Origin of the sequence: Vibrio sp. 10N.247.311.12, assembly GCF_041467515.1 — a bacterium.
GTDB classification, from domain to species: Bacteria; Pseudomonadota; Gammaproteobacteria; order Enterobacterales; family Vibrionaceae; genus Vibrio; species Vibrio crassostreae_C.
Genome location: NZ_JBFSUV010000016.1, coordinates 34,695 through 55,336, shown reverse-complemented (window position 1 = coordinate 55,336; position 20,642 = coordinate 34,695). Strand labels below are relative to the sequence as shown.

Sequence of the window (20,642 nt, the reverse complement as noted above, 5' to 3'; positions counted from 1 at the left end):
CATGAGTATAAAAATAACAACGCAGCAAATTTCAATGCGCTACAAAGAGCGTGTTTTGTTCCATATCCCTGAGCTGTCGATCGGCCCTAACGATGCTATTTATCTGAAGGGTGACAACGGTGTTGGCAAAACGACCCTACTTAAAATCTTGTCAGGTTTGATCAAACCAAGCTCTGGCCGTATTCAATGTCCGACACAAAGTTGGCAACATAACCTGTTTCCTAGACTAAAATTCAAAGACATCATCTATCTCCATCAAACCCCTTACCTATTTGATGGCTCTGTGTACCAAAATGTCGCTTATGGCATTCGCTTTAACAAAGAGAGCCAAAAAGATAAGCGAGCTCAAATAATTAATGCTTTGAGGATGGTAGGTTTAGAAACCCTAGCAGACGAGCACATTTCTGTGTTGTCTGGTGGTGAGCGTCAACGCGTAGCAATGGCAAGAGCTTGGATTCTTAAGCCTTCAATCTTGCTGATGGACGAACCAAGTGCTTCTTTAGACAAAGAATCTATTGAAAGATTGGTGATTATGGCCGAAGATCTTCTTCAGAGAGGCGCGAGTTTAGTCATTACCAGTCACCAAACCAACGCGTTAACCGATTTGTGCAAGAAGCAGTGGTGGATCAAAGACAATACCTTGACCGAATCACCCCTTCTGCAAGTAATTAAAAAGAACAAAGCACAAGAGAATATTTATGCTGCTTCCAACGCAAACTAGTTGGGTTATTTTGGCTGGCGGGCAAGCCAGCCGTATGGGCGGAAAAGATAAAGGACTTGTTGAGCTCAACGGTTCCCCGCTTATTCAATACGTTATAGACAAGCTGTCACAACAAGATGTCAGCATCACCATCAATGCCAACCGTAACTTAGAGAGTTACCAAGCATTCGCTCCGGTTGTTTCCGATTCCTTCCCTGATTATCCAGGACCATTGGGCGGTATTCATGCCGGCCTTAAAAACGCGACCACAGATTGGGTCGGTTTTGTCCCGTGTGACAGCCCACAAATCAGTGATGATCTCGTACAACGCTTTTGTGCAGCTGTAAAAGAAGACAGTGACATTCTTGTGGCTCACGATGGTGAATTTAAACAACCCGTGTTTACCCTATTCCACAAGCGTGTTCTTCCAAAGCTAGAAGCCTTTTTAGAACGTGGCGATCGCAAGATAATCTTGCTCTACAAAGAGTGCGTCACTGAGTACGTTGATTTCAGCGATGCACCAAACTGCTTTGTAAACCTTAATACGCCAGAAGAACTCACCCAATTCGGAACGCTTCAATAATGAAAGATTCAAAACAACGCCCTAACCTGCCGTTATTAGGTTTCGCTGCCTACAGCGGCACAGGTAAAACAACTGTACTTGAAGCCCTGTTACCCTTGTTAACCGACGCAGGTTTGAAAGTTGGCGTTCTTAAACATGCTCACCACGATTTTGATGTCGATAAGCCAGGTAAAGACAGTTACCGCTTACGTAAAGCGGGCGCGAATCAAATGTTGATCGCTTCTCGTAACCGTCACGTGATGATGACAGAAACGCCAGAAGCCGAAGCTGATTTTGATTACCTTCTGACACGTTTCGATACCAACACGCTTGATCTGATTTTGGTTGAAGGTTGCAAGAACATTGCTTTCCCTAAAATTGAATTGCACAGAGATGAAGTCGGTAAACCTTGGTTATACCCGAACGATGACAACATTATTGCCATTGCTGCAGACAGCCAAGTGGAATCAGAACTGCCACAAATGGCGATCAGTGACTTAGAAGCGATTCGTGATTTCATTATTGAATATGCTCAGTCGTTTGACGGTTCCTCGAAAATAAGCGAAACCGCTTCTTGTTCGTCTTCAAAAGACAACACGCCTGCAGTGTGTTGTGATTCGTTCTCTCCTGCAGGTTTAACCGTTACTCAAGGCCAACAAAAGATTGTTGATAGCATTGACGCGCTTGATCTCACAGAGAGTGTTGAACTACTGCAGGGCTACGGTCGAGTGTTGGCTGAAGATGTGATCTCGCCAATCAATGTACCTCAAAACACCAACTCAGCAATGGACGGCTACGCAATTCGTAGTGAAGATCTAGAATTGGACAGTTACAACATCGTTGCTGAAGTCATGGCGGGTCACAGCTACGAGCAAATCGTGCAACAAGGTGAAGCCGTTAAAATCATGACCGGCGCACCAATGCCAGAAGGCGTTGATGTTGTCGTGATGCGTGAACAAGCCGTCCAAGATGGCGATAAAGTTAGCTTCCCTGATGCTAAAATCTCGGTTGGACAAAATGTCCGTATGGCAGGTGAAGATTTAGAAATCGGCCAACCTGTCTTTACACGTGGCACACGCATTGAAGCGCCAGAAATGGGCATGATGGCGTCGTTAGGTTTTGGTACCTGCCCTGTTCTGCGTAAAGTGAAAGTGGGTGTGTTCTCTACGGGTGATGAAGTTCAAGCGCCGGGTCACGAGCAAAAACCAAACTCTATCTATGACTCAAATCGTTTTACTATTATCGGCATGCTTCAAAAGCTCGGCTGTGACATCGTCGATTACGGCATCATTGAAGATGATGAGCAGAAGATGATGGATGTGCTGCATTCTGCGTCGCTTGAAACCGATATGGTTTTGACTTCTGGTGGTGTGTCTGTTGGTGATGCGGATTACATCAAGCTTGCGTTGGATAAGCTCGGTCAAATCAACTTCTGGCGTATCAACATGCGTCCAGGTCGCCCACTGGCTTACGGTAAAATTGAAAACAAACCGTTCTTTGGTTTGCCGGGTAACCCAGTTGCAGTAATGGTGTCGTTCATTAACTTTGTTGAGCCTGCGATCCGCAAGCTTCAAGGTCAAACGAACTGGACGCCAGTGAAAGCAAATGCTGTAGCAACTGAACAACTGCGCTCACGCCAAGGCCGTACTGAATTTAGCCGTGGTGTGTTCTCGATGAATGAATCTGGCGTGCTTGAAGTGAAAACAACGGGCAAGCAAGGTTCAGGTATTCTGCGTTCAATGAGTGAAGCGAACTGCTTAATCGAAATATCTCCAGCAGTTGATACTGTGAAAGTTGGCGAGACAGTGACGATCATTCCTCTGCAAGGTCGCGTTTGATTCAAAGCTCAAACACTTAAATTGACTTAGCTGCTTTTTAATTGATTTAGAAGCTTTTAAGTGATTTGGAAGATCTTCGCCAAGACATAGACGAAGCCCCTTCTATCGAGCTTTCGATGTTAAGGGGCTTTTTGTTCTTTTCGTTTCGAGAAAAACAACCTGTTCGTTTCCTAAAAGACAAATAGCTTAAATTACGCTAAACGTTTAGAACGATAATCTTAAGATTTCTTACCATTACCTTGAGCCACGTACGGTTTTTATGTAGAGTGCGCGCAAAGTAATAATTCTATTGGAGAGCACCATGGCTCGTACCATTCTGTACACTTACAAAGACGAAGACAAAGAGTTACTGTTTTCAAAACAAGAACACCGCACGATCCAAGAAGCTGTTGCTGCAGCTGAAGGCATCGATATCTCTGAGTATCTAAAAACTGAGCAACAGCTTGAGTTTATTTCTGATACTAAAGCGGTTCGTAACTACCAAGACAACTACTTCCGCAAGCTTGGCTTTACTAAGCTTACGTTGAAGCAAAAAGACAATCTTGGTGTTGGTAAAAAGAAGAAGTAAGCCCTCTTGGCTCTTTTCTTGATATGTCGTTTCTAGCTTTTCGTTTGTAGTTAACAGCTAACAGCTAAAGAAACGAAAGCACCGAACAATAAAAAATGCCGCAACCTCTTTCGAGATTGCGGCATTTTTATTTGTACTTTTTAACTATCTAACCTTAGCTAGCTTAACTTAAGTCACGATTACTTAATGTTAAGGAATGCAGCACCACGAACGCCGCCTGAATCACCATGCTTCGCTTTGATGATCTTTGGACATTTCGCTACAGACAGTAGGTATTTAGGGATACGCTTTGGCATCTCTTCGTAGATAAGTTCGAAGTTTGAAAGACCGCCACCCAATGCAACTACGTGTGGATCAAGACCGGTAAACAGGTTCGCGAAACAGATAGCCAATAGCTCCATGAAACGATCAACGTGCTCAGCCGCTTTTGCTTCACCTTCGTTGTACGCTTGAATGATCTCGATTGCTTTCTTCTTCTCGCCGAAGTAGTGCTCGTAAATCAATTCAAAGCCACGACCTGATAGGTAGCTGTCTAGACAACCTTTCTTGCCACAACCACAACCGAGTAACGGTGCGTTGTCGCCAAGGTGGAACCAAGCATCAATAGGAAGACGCATATGGCCCAGTTCACCAGCAACGTGGTTACGACCAGAGAACACTTTGCCTTCGTAAACTAACCCGCCACCAAAACCAGTACCTAGAATTAGGCCTGCTACTGATGGTTCGTCTTTAAGCTCGTCATCCCACGCTTCTGAAAGCGCAAAGCAATTCGCATCATTTTCAATTTTCACACTACGACCAATAAGTGCTTCTAGGTCTTTACGTAGTGGTTTCCCCGTTGAAGCTGGCACGTTAACAACCAGCATTGTGCCGTCGTCAGCATCTTCCATACCAGGAAGACCAAGACCAATTTTACCTTCGCAAGAAAATTCACTGTCGTACTTCTTCACCAAACCGGCAATCGTATCAAGTAGCAGTTGATAATCTTCAGTAGGCGTTGGTACGCGTTCTGTTGCTACTCGCTCAAGTTTTTCATTGAACGCACCAAATTCAATTTTTGTGCCGCCAACATCGAAGCCGTAATACATGAAATCTCTCCAATTTTTCCCTAAATTCGGGCAAATAAATTTTTCAAATTAAACATCTAGGACGCATTATCCATAACACTCCCCCTACAAACCGTGATGGATAACAAACTTATCTCGTGTTCGAATCTGTTTGAACAACAAGTCAGCACAAAGCGGTTAAAGGTTAGAGTGACGTCTCATTTTTAGTGTGCTCTATGAAAGCGTTCAGGCTTGGTTTGGTTGGATCGGACTTATAACGCGTCTTACTTAGCATGTAGCTTTCACGAAATGTCTCAAACCACAGCTGTAAAGTCTTTGCGCCCTGCTCTTCACCAGCCTGTTTCAAAACCAAGCTCGCTACTTCTGCAGTCGAGAGATGTTGTTCGTTGTCTGACTTACGCATCATGTATTGCGAAACCGATTCTGGTTCGATCGACAACACCGGTAAGTCTTGCAGATACTCTGAACGACGGAAAATACGTCGTGCTTCACGCCAACTACCATCAATAAAGATCAGCAGCAACGTCTTGTTCGAATCTCGCATTTCAGCAAGATCTGCAACCACACGCGATTTGTCATCGGTATAATCTTCAGGAAAGACCACGACTGGCTGATATTTATCGTCTTTCAGCACATCAAGCATCTCTTGATTCGGTTCAGTGCGGTGCCAAAGGTAGGCATAGCTGTCTTTAACGGTATCAAGGATTAAACGGCCGGTATTACTTGGTTTGAGTATTTCGTTGTCCGATAAGATCAACATGGTCGCGACGTTCGTATTTACGTCTGGTTGATGTTCACAGATACAGCTGTCTTGTTTGATTTTACAGAACTGACATCGAACCACTTTACACCCGCGCGCGTTAAACGGCTTGGTAGAAAGAGACAAACGGTGTTGATATAAACGGTGAAAAGCGTGGATTCTCATGGACAATAACGATAAATCTAGAAAAGTGGCACGATTGTACTTACAGTGTCCCTAGAATGATAGAAGGAATTCCCATGCAAGACCCATCACTGCTTCGCCTTGTTTGTTTTATTGTCGTTTTCGGACTGTGTGCGCTTTGGGAATACCGTTTTCCACGTAAAGCACTGACTCAAAGCAAATGGTTTCGCTGGGGAAACAACTTTGCGTTAGTCGCTTTGAACAGCTTTCTATTGGCCACTATAATTCCTATCGCAGCATTTCAAGCGGCGGTTATCGCACAAGAAAACCAATGGGGTCTGTTCAATACCCTGTCACTTCCGAAAGAATTGACCATTCTGATCTGTGTATTGCTCTTGGATTGTGCCATTTACCTACAGCACTTGGTGTTTCACCGTGTTCCTTGGTTGTGGAAGCTACATCGAGTTCACCATGCGGATCTAGATATCGATGTCACAACCGGAACGCGCTTTCACCCTATTGAGATGATTCTTTCAATGCTCATCAAGGTGAGTTTGGTGATCGCACTTGGTGTGCCTGTCATTGCTGTCGTGATCTTTGAAATTGTTCTTAATGCGAGCGCGATGTTTAACCATAGCAATGCACGTCTTCCGCTATGGTTCGATAAACGATTGAGAAAAGTGATTGTGACACCAGACATGCACCGCGTTCATCACTCGGTCATTGTTAAGGAAACGCACTCAAACTTTGGCTTCTTTTTATCAGTGTGGGACATCTGGTTTAAGACTTACCGCGCCCAACCCAAGCTTGGTCATGACAAGGTGCATATTGGTGTTCCCGAGATTCAAGATGGTAAAGAGCAACGGCTAGATTTAATGTTACGCCAACCATTCGCTTCCTTCCCTCATTCGAAAGACAAGACCTAACGCCTCAAGAAAATAATAAAAAATGGCGCAAACTCATAAGAGATTGCACCATTTTTATATGCGTAGCTTCTCACCTTTCAGCGGCAATTCCCACTTCCGGACGACGTTTACACACTTACTTCAATACGTACTTATGAAGCATAGCTTGTTGGCGCCCTGCTATCTCTCCGACTTGCTCTGAACTCTCGATCATAGATTCAAGTTGCAGTTTAGTGTTCTCACCCTGCTCAGACACGCGAGTGATAGAATGCGTTACATCGACAGTCGCACGGGCTTGTTGTTCGGTTGCCACCATGATTTGCTCAACACGGCCTTTGATCTGGCTAACCGCGAATTCGATTTTCTCGAAGGCCTGCTTTACATCGCCACTGGTTTCCAGTGCATTCGCCATTTCGCTTCTCGATTCCGTTACAGAAGCACGTGACCGGTCAGCTGCCGCCACCAATTCGTTCATCATATTACGAATATTAGTGGTTTGCTGGGAGGTACCACTCGCCAGTTTTCGTACTTCATCGGCAACCACGGCAAACCCGCGACCTTGGTCCCCTGCTCGCGCTGCTTCTATTGCGGCATTCAATGCGAGTAAGTTGGTGTTTTCAGCAATACCACTGATCACGTCAACCATTTCACGAATCTGTTTAACGCGAATATCCAAGTCCGTCATCGATTCTTGATTCAGGCTAAGAGATTGCTCGAGTGCTTGTAATCGCTTCTGGTTAAGGCCGACTACTTGGCTACCATTGACTGATTCGTCTTCTGCTATCTGCGCGTCGTCATTCGATGCGTTCGAGATACGAGCAATCTCACCAATGGATGCTTCAAGTTCTGTAATTGTGGTGATCATATTCTGTAGTGATTCGTTCTGCTCGTTCAAGCTTGAATTGGTTTGCTCGGCAGCATCATGACTTACTTCAGCGGTTTGATAGAGCGTTTCACAATTAAGCGTTACCAAACGAACCGAGTCCGCGGTGGAATCAACGACCGTATTAAGTTTTGAAGTGATAACTTGCAGCTCTAGCGGCCCCATCAGTTCACTCTGTTTAGAGAAATCGTGATCTGCAAGTGAACTCAACTGGTGTGTAATGTTTTTAAGCCCTTTATTCATCCAACGGCGTAACACGAACCATGAGATCACAATAATAAAGGCAATCACTAGCCCGCTGATAAACAACACACGATCAATATTGGTGATGGTTTGATTTACAACCAGTTCACTTTCATCAATCAGGTGGGAAGCGGTAGAAGACAACTGATTCAATGTGCTTATGACGGTGTTTGCTAAGGTGATGACTTGCGTTAAGTTTTGCTCTTGCTGCTGAACCAGTTCGAGTTTCAAGAGAATTTGTTTGATTATCCCTTGCTCGGTGAAGCCTTCTTTCACCATTTCGTAAGGCGCCGTCAAGCTCGCGAACTCAGCGATGTCTGGGTGCCAATCGGCAAAATCGCTGTAAGCCAAGTTAAGGCCTGCGATTCGGTTTCTCAATTGACGGTATTCGTCTTGTGCTTTGTCAATGTCAGATTGCATCATCAACATCAAGAAGGTGTTCGCCATAGCAGACGCACTGGATGTAAATCGGTTCGCTGCATCGCTCGCTTCTGGGTTGTCTTCAACCAAGAATGAGCTGATTCGGTTCATTTCAGGTCCGATCGATCCAACACCATAACGAAACTCGCCCATTTTACTGTCGATCAGATTTTGCTTACTTTGAATCTCAATCTGCGCCAGCAGTACCGTATTAGTCATGGTTTGCAGTTGGGCCATATCATCAATAAGGTTTTGTTGTTGCTCTAAAGAGATCGCATCAGGAAAAGATTGGGAGATAAAAAGGAGTTCCTCAAGCGTGGTATTACTCTCTGTTGCGAGTTGGTCAATTGAAACCCTTGTCGAATTCAGCGCATCTAAGTCGGTTGACTGGGTGCTATAGGTGAGAAGTTTTACTTGCTCTAATACGCTTTGCGTTAATTCGGCGTTGTGTAAAGCAAGGGGTAAAGCTTGTTCTGAAAGTGCATCAAAATGTCCCCCGACCCGTTCAACTCCCCGAATGCTAACCATTGATAAAAAACTAACGAGTAAAAGAATGGAAATAAATACAGCAGTGACGGTTTGAATGAGCGAGAATGTATAACGTGAGGGTTTTATTGATAAATTTGTGTCGGGCATGTGAAATCCAGTTTGACTACGAAAAGAGATATCCTTAAGTTAGGTCGTATACTAGAAGTCCTTGATGACGTTTTTATTTCAGTTTTTTGTCAGAAGAGTTACATATGAAAATCAGAAAAATGGCTGTAGTTACAATAACTTTAGCAACATTGGCTGCTTGTAGCTCGTCACCTTCGCCTTCTCAGCTTAGTCAAACCGCACAGAAACCCCTATCAAAGTCAGAACAATTGACTACAAACGCTTATATGAGCGTGTATGAACAGTGGAAAGGCGTGCCATACCATTTCGGTGGGACCTCATTTCGAGGTATAGATTGCTCTGCTTTTGTTCAAATCGCCGTGCAAAATGCGACTCAACAAGCTCTACCAAGAACCACAAAAGACCAGAGTAAAAAGGGAAAAGAAATTGCGTATGGGCAGGCAACAAGCGGTGACTTGGTGTTTTTCAAGACTTCGATGACGGTGCGACATGTAGGCGTTTATTTAGGAAACAACCAATTTCTACATGCCTCGACATCGAAAGGTGTCATTATTTCTAGGTTAGATAACCCTTACTGGGCATCCAAGTTTTGGCACTTTAGGCGTTTATAGCGGTTCGAAAGATAAACCGCTGAGCGAGGTAACTCTAGAAAGATACGACTTAAACGCCCGTTGTTATTATACTGATTAATTACGACGATAAATGAGCAAACAAACCGTTAATCGTATTTAGCAACAGCAGTATCAAACAGGTTCTTCACTAACGCGATGTACTCATCGAGGAATACAATTTGTTCGTTAGTCGCTTTCTTAGCCCACACACCCGCTAATACTTCACCAAGATCCGCTACTACGGCATCTGCTTCTTTCAAAAGTTGAAAACGAACGCTCGAATGCAACTCTGGGTTTTGCTCGAAAATAGCCATGATGTTTGTTGAAATCATGTCGGTAACAATGTCTTCGACACTTTCGTTTCCAGTATCACCATTACTATTGGTAAACACATCAAGGTTGAATGATAGGTGCTCGATTAAAGCCAAATAGCCATCGGTTTCTACAACCACAATAATTCTCCGTTTTAAGCTCTAGAGCAGATTAATACGTACTTGCCTAATACTATGTAAATGAAGCTATTTGTCATCACTTTATTGCCCAAAACTACATTTAAATGATCCTAGTTAGTATTTCAGCTTAAAATTAAATCGATATAGCTTTATGTGGTATACCTGCCTACTTACGACATAAGTAAATTCACGCTAAAGAAGTGTAAGACAAACTTTGAAGCAAAGTATTGCGCCAGTTAACAATAGCCCTTTCAACTTACTCTAAAAGCTCATTTGATTTAGTCGCTAGACAATAACAAGCTCAAACCTCTTTTCCAGTTTGTGGCGTTCAAAACCGTTTCGATTGTGAGACCAGTTCCAAACTATTTCATCACGTCAGGTTTTCAATTTATGTTTGTATTTCAAAGAGCTTGAATCAGTTCGAGTTCACAATTCGGCCAATTGATTCTACGTAAGATGAAGAAGAGCTAAGAACATTGACGAGTGCGTCTATAAATTGTTCAGATTTATCCTAAACTATTGCTATTAAACAAACAGTATTTCTAACCTTCAATCTTTTTAACTTTCAGTCTTTGAGGATTTCCTATGTGGCAGGCCATTTCTCAACAACTTTCAGATACTCTTCTATTTAACTTTCAGATTACTGAACGTACCAAGGTTTCTGGTGGCGACATTAACGATTGCTATATGATCAGCGATGGTAATGAGCGTTACTTTGTGAAAGTGAATCAGCGAGAATTTTTACCTAAGTTTGAAATTGAAGCTGAGAACTTACGCTTGTTAAGAGAAACCTCCACTGTTTACGTTCCTGAGTTGGTGCTTATTGGCAAAACCAAAGAGTGCTCGTTCATTATTCTGAATTACTTGCCGACCAAACCGCTCGAGACGGGCAACAATAGCTTCGATTTCGGCGTTCAGCTTGCGCGGCTTCATCAATGGGGCGAGCAAAAAGAGTTTGGTTGCGACCAAGACAACTATATCGGCAGCACACTTCAACCCAACCCTTGGCATAAGAAATGGGGTCGCTTTTTCTCTGAGCAACGCATTGGTTTCCAACTGCAACTGCTCAAAGAGAAAGGCATCGAGTTTGGTGATATCGATGACATCGTTGATGTGGTGAATATGCGTCTTGCTGGCCACAACCCTCGCCCTTCTTTGCTTCATGGGGATCTTTGGAATGGCAATGTTGCTAACTCTGCGTTTGGCCCAATTTGCTACGACCCTGCTTGTTACTGGGGGGACCATGAGTGTGATTTGGCGTTAACTGAATTGTTTGAAGGTTTCCCTAAAGAGTTTTATGAAGGTTACCAGAGCGTCAATCCACTCGACGTTGGCTATACTGATCGGAAAGACATTTACAACTTGTACCATCTTCTTAACCACTGCAATCAATTTGGCGGCGAATATTTAGCACAAACTGAAGCATGCATTCAGAAGATACAGGCCGTTTAATACTAATCACAGCTAGCTATCGCGTTCTATAACGCTACTGCGATCTTTAAAGCTACTACGATTTGGACAAGATACAGTGAGGAGAATTAGCCATGCATAAATACACAGAGAAACATGTCTCGTGCCCCCACTGTGGGCATGCAATCAGCATAACGCTCGATGCTTCTAATGGGAGCCAAGATTTTTATGACGATTGCCCGGCGTGTTGCAATGCCATTCACCTCGATATGCAGGTAGATGAAGTCAGAGACAGAATTAATCTCTCGATTGATGCAGACGACGAACAAGTCTTCTAACACCTACGCTCTTGTCGAGTTGGCTCTACACCTCGATTTAAAGCTACCCTCGATTTTGTGGCTAGCCTAGAAAAACGCAGATACATACAAATAGAAAAAGAGCACTCAATGTGCTCTTTTTTAATGTCTTCGAGGTTTACTTAGTCAGCGCTTTTTAAGCAAGTGCTGTTGATAAACCGCAATTACTATTTTTGGTTTGCTAGTACGCGTTCAACAGTATCAACAATCGCTTGTGTTTGAGGATCAAACTCAATGTTTACTTGGTCGCCTACTTCACGGCCGCCAAACAGAGTGCGATTCAGCGTTTCTGGGATCAGGTGAACAGAGAAACGGTTCTCTTCCACTTCACCGATTGTCAATGAACAACCATCAACGCCAATGTAGCCCTTGCTCAGCACATACTTCATTGATTCTTGCGGCAGCTCAAACCAAAGCGTACGGTTATTTTCTGTCTTAATCACATCAACGAGGTTAGCCATCAGAGTAATGTGGCCAGACATGCTATGTCCGCCAATTTCGTCACCAAACTTTGCTGCACGCTCAACATTCACTTTGTCACCAACATTCAGCTGGCCTAAGTTCGTCAATCGCAATGTCGCTTGCATTAAATCAAAAGCAATCTGGTTGCCTGAAATTTCCGTTACCGTTAAGCAACAACCGTTATGAGCTACTGAAGCACCAATGGCTAATCCTTCAACCATTTCATCGCTTAGCTCAATGGTATGAGTTTGAAACGACTCTTTTTTGTTGATAGCAACCAGTGTTGCCATGCCTTGAACGATACCTGTAAACATAAGATTCCTATTTAGCATTCTAATAACAGTTTTTCATAGCAGTTATTGTGACATTTCTTTATGATTCGTCCAGTGGAAGCTTAAGATCATTGTCTCTGATTCCTTCAGAATGTCCTTTCCTACACTATTATTCTAATTTTCCCTCTTATTTGGAGTTGTTTGTGCATCGTTACAAAGAAGAATCCTCGAATCTAATCAAACTTGCGACCCCAGTATTGATCGCATCCGTTGCACAAACTGGAATGGGTTTTGTTGATACCGTAATGGCCGGTGGCGTAAGTGCTATCGATATGGCGGCGGTTTCGATTGCAGCAAGTATCTGGCTACCATCAATCCTATTTGGTGTTGGTCTATTGATGGCGTTGGTTCCTGTCGTTGCACAACTGAATGGTTCTGGTCGACAAGTAAAAATTCCATTCGAAATTCAACAAGGCGCATTTTTAGCGCTCGTCATCTCCCTTCCAATCATTGGTGTGCTTTTTCAAACACAATTGATATTGGAGTGGATGGACATTGAACAACTCATGGCGGAAAAGACCATCGGCTATATGAATGCGGTGATGTTTGCTGTACCCGCTTTCTTGTTGTTCCAAACATTGCGAAGTTTTACCGATGGTATGTCTTTAACCAAGCCTGCAATGGTGATTGGTTTTATTGGCTTGTTATTAAACATCCCGCTTAACTGGATGTTCGTATACGGAAAACTTGGTGCTCCTGCATTGGGTGGTGTTGGCTGTGGCGTTGCAACGGCTATCGTATACTGGGTGATGTTTGCACTGCTATTCGCTTACGTTTTAACTTCAAAACGGTTATCGAAAATCAACATCTTCGGTACGTTCCATAAGCCGCAACTTAAAGCTCAAATTCGCCTGTTTAGACTTGGTTTCCCTGTCGCAGCCGCTATCTTCTTCGAGGTAACCTTGTTTGCGGTTGTTTCCTTGTTGGTTGCCCCACTTGGCTCGTTGATTGTTGCCGCGCACCAAGTCGCGATCAACTTCTCTTCGCTGGTCTTCATGATTCCAATGAGTATCGGTGCAGCCGTGAGTATTCGTGTTGGGCATAAGTTGGGCGAAAACAACACCGAAGGCGCTAAGATCGCGACACACGTAGGTATCATTGTTGGTTTAGTGACAGCCTTAATGACAGCGGCGTTAACTGTCCTGTTCAGAGAACAGGTTGCATTACTTTACACAGAGAACACTGCGGTAATTACCGTTGCAATGCAGTTGCTGTTGTTCGCGGCGGTTTATCAATGTACTGATGCCATCCAAGTTATCGCTGCAGGTGCTCTGCGTGGCTACAAAGACATGCGTTCAATCTTCAACATTACCTTCGTTGCTTACTGGTTGCTTGGCCTTCCTATCGGCTACATCTTAGGAATGAAAGATTGGATTGTTGAACCTATGGGAGCGCACGGCTTCTGGATTGGTTTCATTGTCGGTCTAACATCAGCAGCGATTATGCTAGGTATGCGCTTACACTGGATGCACAAGCAGGATGATGACGTACAGTTAGAATTTAGTTCTCGTTAGATTCGCACTCGCTTAGTCGGTCTATCTGATTTCGAACACAAAAAAGAGCTCTGATTTTCAGGGCTCTTTTTCGTTTAATGGTTAGGTAGATCGTATCTGCCTTAATATTCACTCTTCTCTCGTACAAAGCGGGCAAACTTGGGTTTTCCGTTTTGAGTAAAACCATTGTAGCGAAAGGTAATACGGCTGCCGATCTCTGGCGGTACAAGTCTCATTTGGTCAGTGAACCCGCTACCTATATAAAATTCCACACCCTCTTCTGTGTGAACCAGAATTGACCCCATCATCCCTTTGTACTTCCCTGTCCCACCCCTATAGCCAATAACCGTGGCTTCGGCATCGTGATGCCTTTTAAGCTTTAACAAATCATTACTTCGGCCTGCTTGATAACGACTGGTGATTTTTCTAAGCATCAAACCTTCGCCATTACGCTCATCGACATTATCAAGTTGATGAAACAAAGCCTCTTCACTGTGAATTGGTACATGTTCTATGTAGCTGACATGAGATTCTCCAATCACGCTTACCCAATGCAAAATGTTGTAATAGCGCTTTTGATAATCTCCCGCAGCGCCGGGCATATCAAACAGCATGAAATCGATTTGGCGCCATGCTGTGTCACTCGGCGTATGGTCGAGAACGGTAGATTGAACAAGGTGGAACTTGCCCCTTCCTGCCCACAACTCTCCTTCGAGATGGACCTTAGGTAAGTTTTCCGTAAACCACTTCGGTGAGTAAATACGATTACCATTGCGTGTATAAAGATGTTGTCCATCCCATAGAGCCCGAATCCCATCAAGTTTTTCACTCTTCCAGTATTCAGAAACATCTATGCCTTGCTGGTAGGAGTTTGCAAGCACCAAATAGTCCGGAGGTAAATAGGATGAATGAGATGAAAGCGAACACACCCATAGAGTGGCTAAAGCCAGTTTGGTTAATCTCATCATCTTCTCCGTATTAATAACTGTAGTGGTCAACAAATGCTTTTAATCGTAAGTGCTCTAACACGCAGTTAGACAATCTTTGCTAGAAGATGCGATCCACTCATCAACCTTATCTAACCCTTGCATCTATTCATTAGATTAATGACTTATGGCTCTCATATGATCCGCCGTTTTTAGTTCTCAAATTGAGAAATGCCTTTTCTCAATTTGAGATGGGAATTCACGATAAATATAAGTCATTGAAAAATAACAATATAAAAGTTGGCACATTCAGTGCAATTGTCCATACATACTTAAAAGGAGATATCGCTATGGAACTACGTAAGATTGATTTAAACACAACGACACTGACACTTTCTATTTTCGGTGATCTGGATGCAGCAGGCAGTCGTGATGCACAAACCGACATCGATGATGTGATTTCTAACGATGGTCACCCTGAAATCGAAGTTGATTTTAGCCAGGTTGAGTTTTTAGATTCATCTGGTGTTGGCGCGATTGTTTATATGTTCAAACGTCTGACTGAACGCGAGCGCAACATGCGACTTGAAAATGTGACTGGTCAGCCTCTTGAAATTATGAACCTACTACGTATTGGCCACGCTATCCCAGTAAATTCAAAAAATCCTGCAAATTCATGAAGAACCACTAAGCTAGAAGTAACAAAAAATAATAAGAAAAATTAGAAACATAGGACGTTGGCATGAAAATACTGAAAAACTACATAGCCCTTTCTCTGTCCGCTCTCGTTCTGGGTGGCTGTACTAGCTATCCTGAACAAGGCACAGGGGGTTTGGCTGAAAGTTACGATTCTATTAACTATCAAAACTCAGACTTCTCTCCTGTCATGCCAGACGAGCCTCTTGGTCCAGAACATGGATTACGCTTTGATTGGCAGCTCGCTAAATTGCACCTTGATGCTTTGATCCAAGAAGGTGCTCGTTGGTGTTTCCCAGCTGCTGTTGTTCAAGCAATCGAAAAGCAAAATCGTATTGCTCGTGAACTTCAAGGCGGTCTACTACTGGATGCAGCCAACGACTTAGTGATCCAAAGAAAACGCCTAAATGAACTTGAGGTCCAACTGGATTACGTAACTTCACAAGCCCGCTGTGAGCCACCAAAAAATGAAAATCAATTTAGAATGCAACTGTCGGTTATTGAACAGTTGTATGACCTGCTTAATGTTGACAACCAATTTGCGGAAAACTCGACTGAAGTAAATCCTAAATATATGGGAAGACTGGCCGAGGCGACCACTTTACTTAAAGAACACAAATCCCTAGACCTTGTTGTTACCGGCCATGCTGATGCAACGGGTGCCGAAGAATACAACGACAAGTTAGCACTTGGACGAGCGAAACAAGTCGAACGCTACCTGACTATTTTTGGACTAGGCGCTCAACGAATCAAAGCCGTCTCTGTTGGCGAAACCGTCCCTCTTTTTGAAGGTGAATCCGACGGCACGCGTTTAACGAACCGCCGAGTAAGTATTGAAATTGTCTCGCCTAAGAATGCCGAGAAAATGGGAGGTGGATTATGAAATCCTTGATCGCTTTTATCATCACCCTATCGTTATGCTTTGCGAATGTCGTCAATGCTAACGATGAGTTTTCAGACGCGGTTCAAGTCGGTGATCTAATCCAAGTTAACGTACCCGGTGAAAGTACCTTAAACACGGGGTTCCAAGTGGATAAGCGTGGCCGTATTACTCTTCCAGAAGTAGGCGCTGTGTTTGTTGCGGGTTACGACAGCGAACAGCTTAACAAAGTCGTTCTAGAGTCGCTGGCAACCGCTTACAAAGATCTTTCGAACGCTTCAGTGTATGTAAAAGAGCAGCAAATCATCATCTACGTGCAAGGTTATGTAGAACAGCCTGGCGAATACACGCTCTCATTAGGTTCTAGCATCCAAATGGCACTTTACGCTGCGGGTGGTTTACGCCCGGGCGCGCAACTGGATAAGCTGATTCTTAAGCGAGGCGCAGATAAGAAAGAGTTTAACTACAAACGATTCCTTGATTCAGGAGACGAGTCAGCATTACCTACTCTTCAATCACTGGATTCACTATTCGTTCCAGCTTCTCCATTAGTCGGTAACATCGAGCAAGAGTTTGACGCAGCAAAGCTTGCTAACTCAGGTGACAGCGCTGATTCTCGTAACTCCATCAAAGTGTTTGGTGAGGTGAACGCGCCGGGTTCGTTCACTTACAAAGAGAACACCGACCTTGTCGACGTACTTATGCGTTCGGGCGGCGTAACTCGTTATGCCAGTGTTGAGCAAATCCGAGTGATTTCGAACAACACCCCAACGCTATTCAACCTAAAACGTTACTTAGATTCTGGTGACGAAAGTCTGCTTCCAATTTTACGCCCGGGTGCGACCATTTTCGTTCCCAAGCAAGAAGAAGAGATCAAATCCGGCGCCAACATGGTTTACGTAATGGGCGAAGTCGCAGCCCCTGGTGCTTTTGAAGGCAAAAGAGACGCGACCTTTATGGATATCTTGGCGAATGCGGGCGGCCCAACTCGATTTGCAGAGTCACGACAAATCCGTGTTATCAAAGCAGATGGCAGAGTGCTTAAATTCGATTTAGCGGCTTACACTGAAGGCTTACCTAACTCTAACCCTCCTAGCATCAAAGCTGGTGACGCGATTTTCGTTCCCGAGAAAACCGACATGAACGAGAAGTCTTGGTTGAAAATCACGCCAGACCGAGCAGTTAACGTGATTGGTGAGGTGAATCGACCTGGTCGTATTGAATGGTCAGATGAAATGAATTTCATGGGATTATTGGCACACGTCGGTGGCCCTACGCTACGCGCTGACACATCGAAAATCGAAGTTGTTACTGGTAGAAAGCTAGTTGTGTTTAACCTTGATGATTTTATTCGAAATGGTGCGCCACGTGACCAAATGCCACAAATTCGAGCGGGCTCTATCGTGCGTGTTCACGACTTGCCACAAGATCCTTCAGACAATAAATCACAATGGGTTCGTCAAAGCTCTGATGCTTCGATCTACATCTTTGGACAAGTGAATGCACCCGGTCGTTACCGCTTCACCAAAGACATGCACTTCCTTGATATCTTGTCTGCGGCTGACGGTCCAACAAAGGATGCCGACATCCACAACGTTCGAGTAACGCATCGTGACAAAACCTATTCGCAAGTAAGCAAACTTAACTTATCACTGTACTTTGAAACCGGTGACGAATCGTTACTGCCAAACGTAACCACTGGCGACACGATTTACATCCCAGAGAAAGGCAAAAACTGGTTAGATACACCGAAAGAAGAAACCGTTCGTGTGCTTGGTGCGATTAACAATCCGGGGCGTTATGTGTTCAACGACAACATGACCATTCTAGATATTCTGGCAGAAGCAGCAGGCCCTACCGACAATGCTTATGTAGAAAAAATTACCATCGTCAATATGTCTTGCTGCCAAGGTCAGGCTCGTACTTTTGACCTTGTTGAATTCAGTAAAACGGCGAACATTTACAACCTGCCGGTGCTACGCGCTGGTGACACGATTTACATTCCAGACCGTCGCGAAAGCTTTATTGAAAAAGCACGTGTCGGACTTGATGACATACTGCGTATTACGACCACCATCGTATTAATAGGAGCTTTATAATGACTATTTCAGCGACCCATGCCGAAGTCGAGCAACTGTATTTAGCTTCTGAACTTAACGGCCAAAAATCAATATGCGTCACCGCCTGTCATTCAGGTGACGGCGTAACATCTATTGCAACCGCACTAGCTGAGCGTTTTCTTCTTGCGGGTCATTCAACACTTTATGTTGATCTCAACTTATTCAACCCTGCCTTCAAAGATTTGAATATGCTAGAAGATAATCAGCAAGGTCAATTGATTGAACATGTTGAATCTCAGCGTACGTTTATCGGTGTACCTGCTCCACAAGTTGCTTCAACGCAATTGGCTTATAAAGATCCGACAACGTTACAAAAAGTGGTCAACAAATGGTTAGAGAAATACGACAGAGTCATCATTGATACCTCACCGCTTCTCAACATAAACAAAGGCAACATTCCGGCTCAGTCTGTGGCGAGTGCTTGTGACAGCACATTGATGGTTGTCGCCTATGGTGAAACGTCGAGTCATCACCTAGAACAAGCGAAAAAGCTGCTTGATGCACAAAGTATCAACCTAATGGGCTGCGTGATGAACATGAAACAAAAGCCTAGCTTTGCACAAGAGTTGGTCAGACAAATCAATCGAATGAAATTCATCCCCGTTAAGCTTCGTGATAGCTTGGCAAACAAGCTGTATCAAAATGAGTTTTTGAACCTTCCGATGTAACTTTCTTTTGCTACTTTCTGGCTGTCATTAAAACCATGACAGCCACCTATCCGATTAGACTTAAAGCTTCAATAGCTCTAAATAACTCAAAACCAAATTGGGTGTTTTTGGCGAAATTATTATTAAAAATAAGATTTTAAAAACCATTCAACGCATTTCACACACATCAATCATGGTCTTACCACCTTTAAATCCCTTCAAAAATCAACAGCCCCACGCCTAACTTTAGCGGTAATGTGACACAGACGGTTAAAGTGCCATGTAAATAGAATCAAAGATGGAATTCGTACGATTATTCCCTAAGATTATAAATAGAGGTGGTTTTTGACGAATTTGTAATAGTTTGACAAAGTTATCCGATGGCTGTTGAAACACAGTGGATGAATTGGCAAATCACACTTCACTGACTTTGCATGTTTATCTATTCAAACTTCACCCATCCCTCCTTCTGCTCAAATGGTTCAAATACACGGAAAGGATCACCATCGAGCAATTTAGATAATCAATTTACCTTGGTTACCTTAGTTGTATTATTAAAGAGAAAGGAAACTCAATATGAAATACAAGTTAAGCTCCGTATTTTTGTTAGTAGCAGCAGCCAGCGGTAATGCTAACGCTGGAGAATGTGGCAGCGTAACAATCGCAGATATGAACTGGAACTCTGCAACACTGATCGCCAATATCGACCAATTCATCCTTGAACATGGTTATGGGTGTGATGCTGAACTTATCCCTGGCGACACTATGCCAACAGGCACGTCTATGATCGAAAAAGGCCAGCCTGATGTTGCACCTGAACTTTGGAGCAACAGCTTAAAAGACGCATTAGATAAAGGTGTTGAAGAAAAACGTCTTCGCTACGCAGGTAAAGCACTTGTGAACGGCGGCGAAGAAGGCTTTTGGGTTCCAGCTTACCTAGTTAAACAGTACCCTGAGATGGCAACCATCGAAGGCGTACGCAAAAACGCAAGCTTATTCAAACACCCTGAAGACCCAGATACATCTGCATTCTACAGCTGCCCTGCAGGCTGGAACTGTCAGATCAGCGCCGGAAACTTGTTTAATGCTCTTGAGCTAGAAAACAGCGGTTTCACGATTGTTGATCCAGGCTCGAGTGCCGGCTTATCTGGCTCTATCGCAAAAGCTTATGAACGTGAAGAAGCTTGGTTTGGTTACTACTGGGCACCGACGGCTGTGCTAGGTAAATACGACATGGTTAAAGTCGACTTTGGCAGTGGCGTTAATGAGGAAGAGTTCCTTAACTGTACCACTAAAGAAGATTGTGAATCGCCAAAAGCGACCATGTACCCGCCTTCACCTGTTCACACGATTACCACTGAAAGTTTTGCGTCACGCGCACCTGAAGCGTACGACTACTTTACTAAACGTGGTTTCACGAACGACAAAATGAACTCGCTACTTGCTTGGATGGAAGACAACCAAGCTGATGGCGAAGAAGCGAGTCTGCATTTCTTAAGTGAATTCCCAGAAGTATGGCACCCATGGGTTTCTGAAGAAGTGGCTAAGAAAGTTGAAGCAGAGCTGTAAGAGC

The 20,642-nt window shown here is 43.8% G+C and carries 20 protein-coding genes; 14 read left to right on the top strand and 6 right to left on the bottom strand.

Features of this window, described 5'->3' with window-relative positions; genetic code table 11:
* Position 1 precedes the first annotated feature (1 nt).
* From AB6E30_RS09135 to AB6E30_RS09120, 4 genes are all read left to right on the top strand, one after another.
* Positions 2-721 carry an energy-coupling factor ABC transporter ATP-binding protein gene (locus AB6E30_RS09135; RefSeq protein WP_176681197.1) on the top strand — a complete coding sequence of 240 codons (720 nt, stop codon included), beginning with the start codon at positions 2-4 and terminating at the stop codon, positions 719-721.
* Complete coding sequence (gene mobA, locus AB6E30_RS09130; RefSeq protein ID WP_128160576.1) at positions 699-1,283, top strand: molybdenum cofactor guanylyltransferase MobA; 585 nt, start codon at positions 699-701, stop codon at positions 1,281-1,283. The genes AB6E30_RS09135 and mobA overlap by 23 nt, the downstream gene beginning before the upstream one ends.
* Positions 1,283-3,100, top strand: coding sequence for a bifunctional molybdopterin-guanine dinucleotide biosynthesis adaptor protein MobB/molybdopterin molybdotransferase MoeA (locus AB6E30_RS09125; protein WP_372103339.1), 1,818 nt, complete (start codon positions 1,283-1,285; stop codon positions 3,098-3,100). The genes mobA and AB6E30_RS09125 overlap by 1 nt, the downstream gene beginning before the upstream one ends.
* 301 nt (positions 3,101-3,401) lie before the next feature.
* The gene (locus tag AB6E30_RS09120) at positions 3,402-3,668 is read left to right on the top strand and encodes a DUF2960 family protein (RefSeq protein WP_102393726.1); all 267 of its coding nucleotides are present in this window, start codon (positions 3,402-3,404) and stop codon (positions 3,666-3,668) included.
* Between the two features lie 179 nt (positions 3,669-3,847).
* On the opposite strand, the gene nagK is transcribed toward AB6E30_RS09120, so the two are convergent.
* Entirely contained in the window at positions 3,848-4,756 is a 909-nt protein-coding gene (nagK, locus tag AB6E30_RS09115; protein WP_017068179.1) for an N-acetylglucosamine kinase, read from the bottom strand.
* A gap of 163 nt (positions 4,757-4,919) precedes the next feature.
* Complete coding sequence (locus tag AB6E30_RS09110) at positions 4,920-5,666, bottom strand: tRNA-uridine aminocarboxypropyltransferase (RefSeq protein WP_080582212.1); 747 nt, start codon at positions 5,664-5,666, stop codon at positions 4,920-4,922.
* A 68-nt stretch (positions 5,667-5,734) separates the two neighbouring features.
* Here AB6E30_RS09110 and AB6E30_RS09105 point away from each other — a divergent pair, with 68 nt between their 5' ends.
* A complete protein-coding gene (locus AB6E30_RS09105; protein ID WP_017070845.1) occupies positions 5,735-6,544 on the top strand; it encodes a sterol desaturase family protein in 810 nt (269 codons plus the stop codon).
* A gap of 115 nt (positions 6,545-6,659) precedes the next feature.
* Here the strand turns inward: AB6E30_RS09105 and AB6E30_RS09100 are convergent, their stop codons facing one another.
* Positions 6,660-8,705, bottom strand: coding sequence for a methyl-accepting chemotaxis protein (locus tag AB6E30_RS09100; RefSeq protein ID WP_102393725.1), 2,046 nt, complete (start codon positions 8,703-8,705; stop codon positions 6,660-6,662).
* A gap of 104 nt (positions 8,706-8,809) precedes the next feature.
* Here AB6E30_RS09100 and AB6E30_RS09095 point away from each other — a divergent pair, with 104 nt between their 5' ends.
* A complete protein-coding gene (locus AB6E30_RS09095) occupies positions 8,810-9,295 on the top strand; it encodes a C40 family peptidase (protein WP_017059602.1) in 486 nt (161 codons plus the stop codon).
* A 107-nt stretch (positions 9,296-9,402) separates the two neighbouring features.
* On the opposite strand, the gene AB6E30_RS09090 is transcribed toward AB6E30_RS09095, so the two are convergent.
* Entirely contained in the window at positions 9,403-9,747 is a 345-nt protein-coding gene (locus AB6E30_RS09090) for a DUF3802 family protein (protein WP_010440912.1), read from the bottom strand.
* 585 nt (positions 9,748-10,332) lie between these two features.
* Between AB6E30_RS09090 and AB6E30_RS09085 the strand changes: the two genes are divergently transcribed.
* Both AB6E30_RS09085 and AB6E30_RS09080 read left to right on the top strand, forming a co-directional pair.
* Positions 10,333-11,199 (top strand): fructosamine kinase family protein, encoded by an 867-nt coding sequence (locus AB6E30_RS09085; RefSeq protein ID WP_102393724.1) that lies wholly within the window; start codon positions 10,333-10,335, stop codon positions 11,197-11,199.
* Between the two features lie 92 nt (positions 11,200-11,291).
* Positions 11,292-11,495: a CPXCG motif-containing cysteine-rich protein gene (locus AB6E30_RS09080; RefSeq protein ID WP_004733789.1), complete on the top strand. Its 204-nt coding sequence runs from the start codon at positions 11,292-11,294 to the stop codon at positions 11,493-11,495.
* 185 nt (positions 11,496-11,680) lie between these two features.
* On the opposite strand, the gene AB6E30_RS09075 is transcribed toward AB6E30_RS09080, so the two are convergent.
* A complete protein-coding gene (locus AB6E30_RS09075; RefSeq protein WP_017065861.1) occupies positions 11,681-12,289 on the bottom strand; it encodes a riboflavin synthase in 609 nt (202 codons plus the stop codon).
* 161 nt (positions 12,290-12,450) lie between these two features.
* Here AB6E30_RS09075 and AB6E30_RS09070 point away from each other — a divergent pair, with 161 nt between their 5' ends.
* Positions 12,451-13,821: an MATE family efflux transporter gene (locus tag AB6E30_RS09070; RefSeq protein ID WP_017070849.1), complete on the top strand. Its 1,371-nt coding sequence runs from the start codon at positions 12,451-12,453 to the stop codon at positions 13,819-13,821.
* 101 nt (positions 13,822-13,922) lie between these two features.
* Here AB6E30_RS09070 and AB6E30_RS09065 read toward each other — a convergent pair whose 3' ends face one another.
* Positions 13,923-14,765 carry a DNA ligase gene (locus AB6E30_RS09065; RefSeq protein WP_102393723.1) on the bottom strand — a complete coding sequence of 281 codons (843 nt, stop codon included), beginning with the start codon at positions 14,763-14,765 and terminating at the stop codon, positions 13,923-13,925.
* A gap of 311 nt (positions 14,766-15,076) precedes the next feature.
* On the opposite strand from AB6E30_RS09065, the gene AB6E30_RS09060 reads away from it, so the two are divergent.
* The 5 genes from AB6E30_RS09060 to AB6E30_RS09040 all read left to right on the top strand — a co-directional run bounded on the left by AB6E30_RS09060 (position 15,077) and on the right by AB6E30_RS09040 (position 20,638).
* Entirely contained in the window at positions 15,077-15,406 is a 330-nt protein-coding gene (locus AB6E30_RS09060) for an STAS domain-containing protein (RefSeq protein ID WP_050621341.1), read from the top strand.
* A gap of 62 nt (positions 15,407-15,468) precedes the next feature.
* On the top strand, positions 15,469-16,305 hold the full coding sequence (locus AB6E30_RS09055; RefSeq protein WP_017067078.1) for an OmpA family protein: 837 nt from the start codon (positions 15,469-15,471) through the stop codon (positions 16,303-16,305).
* Positions 16,302-18,401 (top strand): SLBB domain-containing protein, encoded by a 2,100-nt coding sequence (locus AB6E30_RS09050; RefSeq protein ID WP_017067079.1) that lies wholly within the window; start codon positions 16,302-16,304, stop codon positions 18,399-18,401. The genes AB6E30_RS09055 and AB6E30_RS09050 overlap by 4 nt, the downstream gene beginning before the upstream one ends.
* Positions 18,401-19,090 carry a tyrosine-protein kinase family protein gene (locus tag AB6E30_RS09045; protein ID WP_050645553.1) on the top strand — a complete coding sequence of 230 codons (690 nt, stop codon included), beginning with the start codon at positions 18,401-18,403 and terminating at the stop codon, positions 19,088-19,090. Before AB6E30_RS09050 ends, AB6E30_RS09045 begins: the two co-directional genes overlap by 1 nt.
* A 555-nt stretch (positions 19,091-19,645) precedes the next feature.
* A complete protein-coding gene (locus AB6E30_RS09040; protein ID WP_017063893.1) occupies positions 19,646-20,638 on the top strand; it encodes an ABC transporter substrate-binding protein in 993 nt (330 codons plus the stop codon).
* Positions 20,639-20,642: the final 4 nt, after the last annotated feature.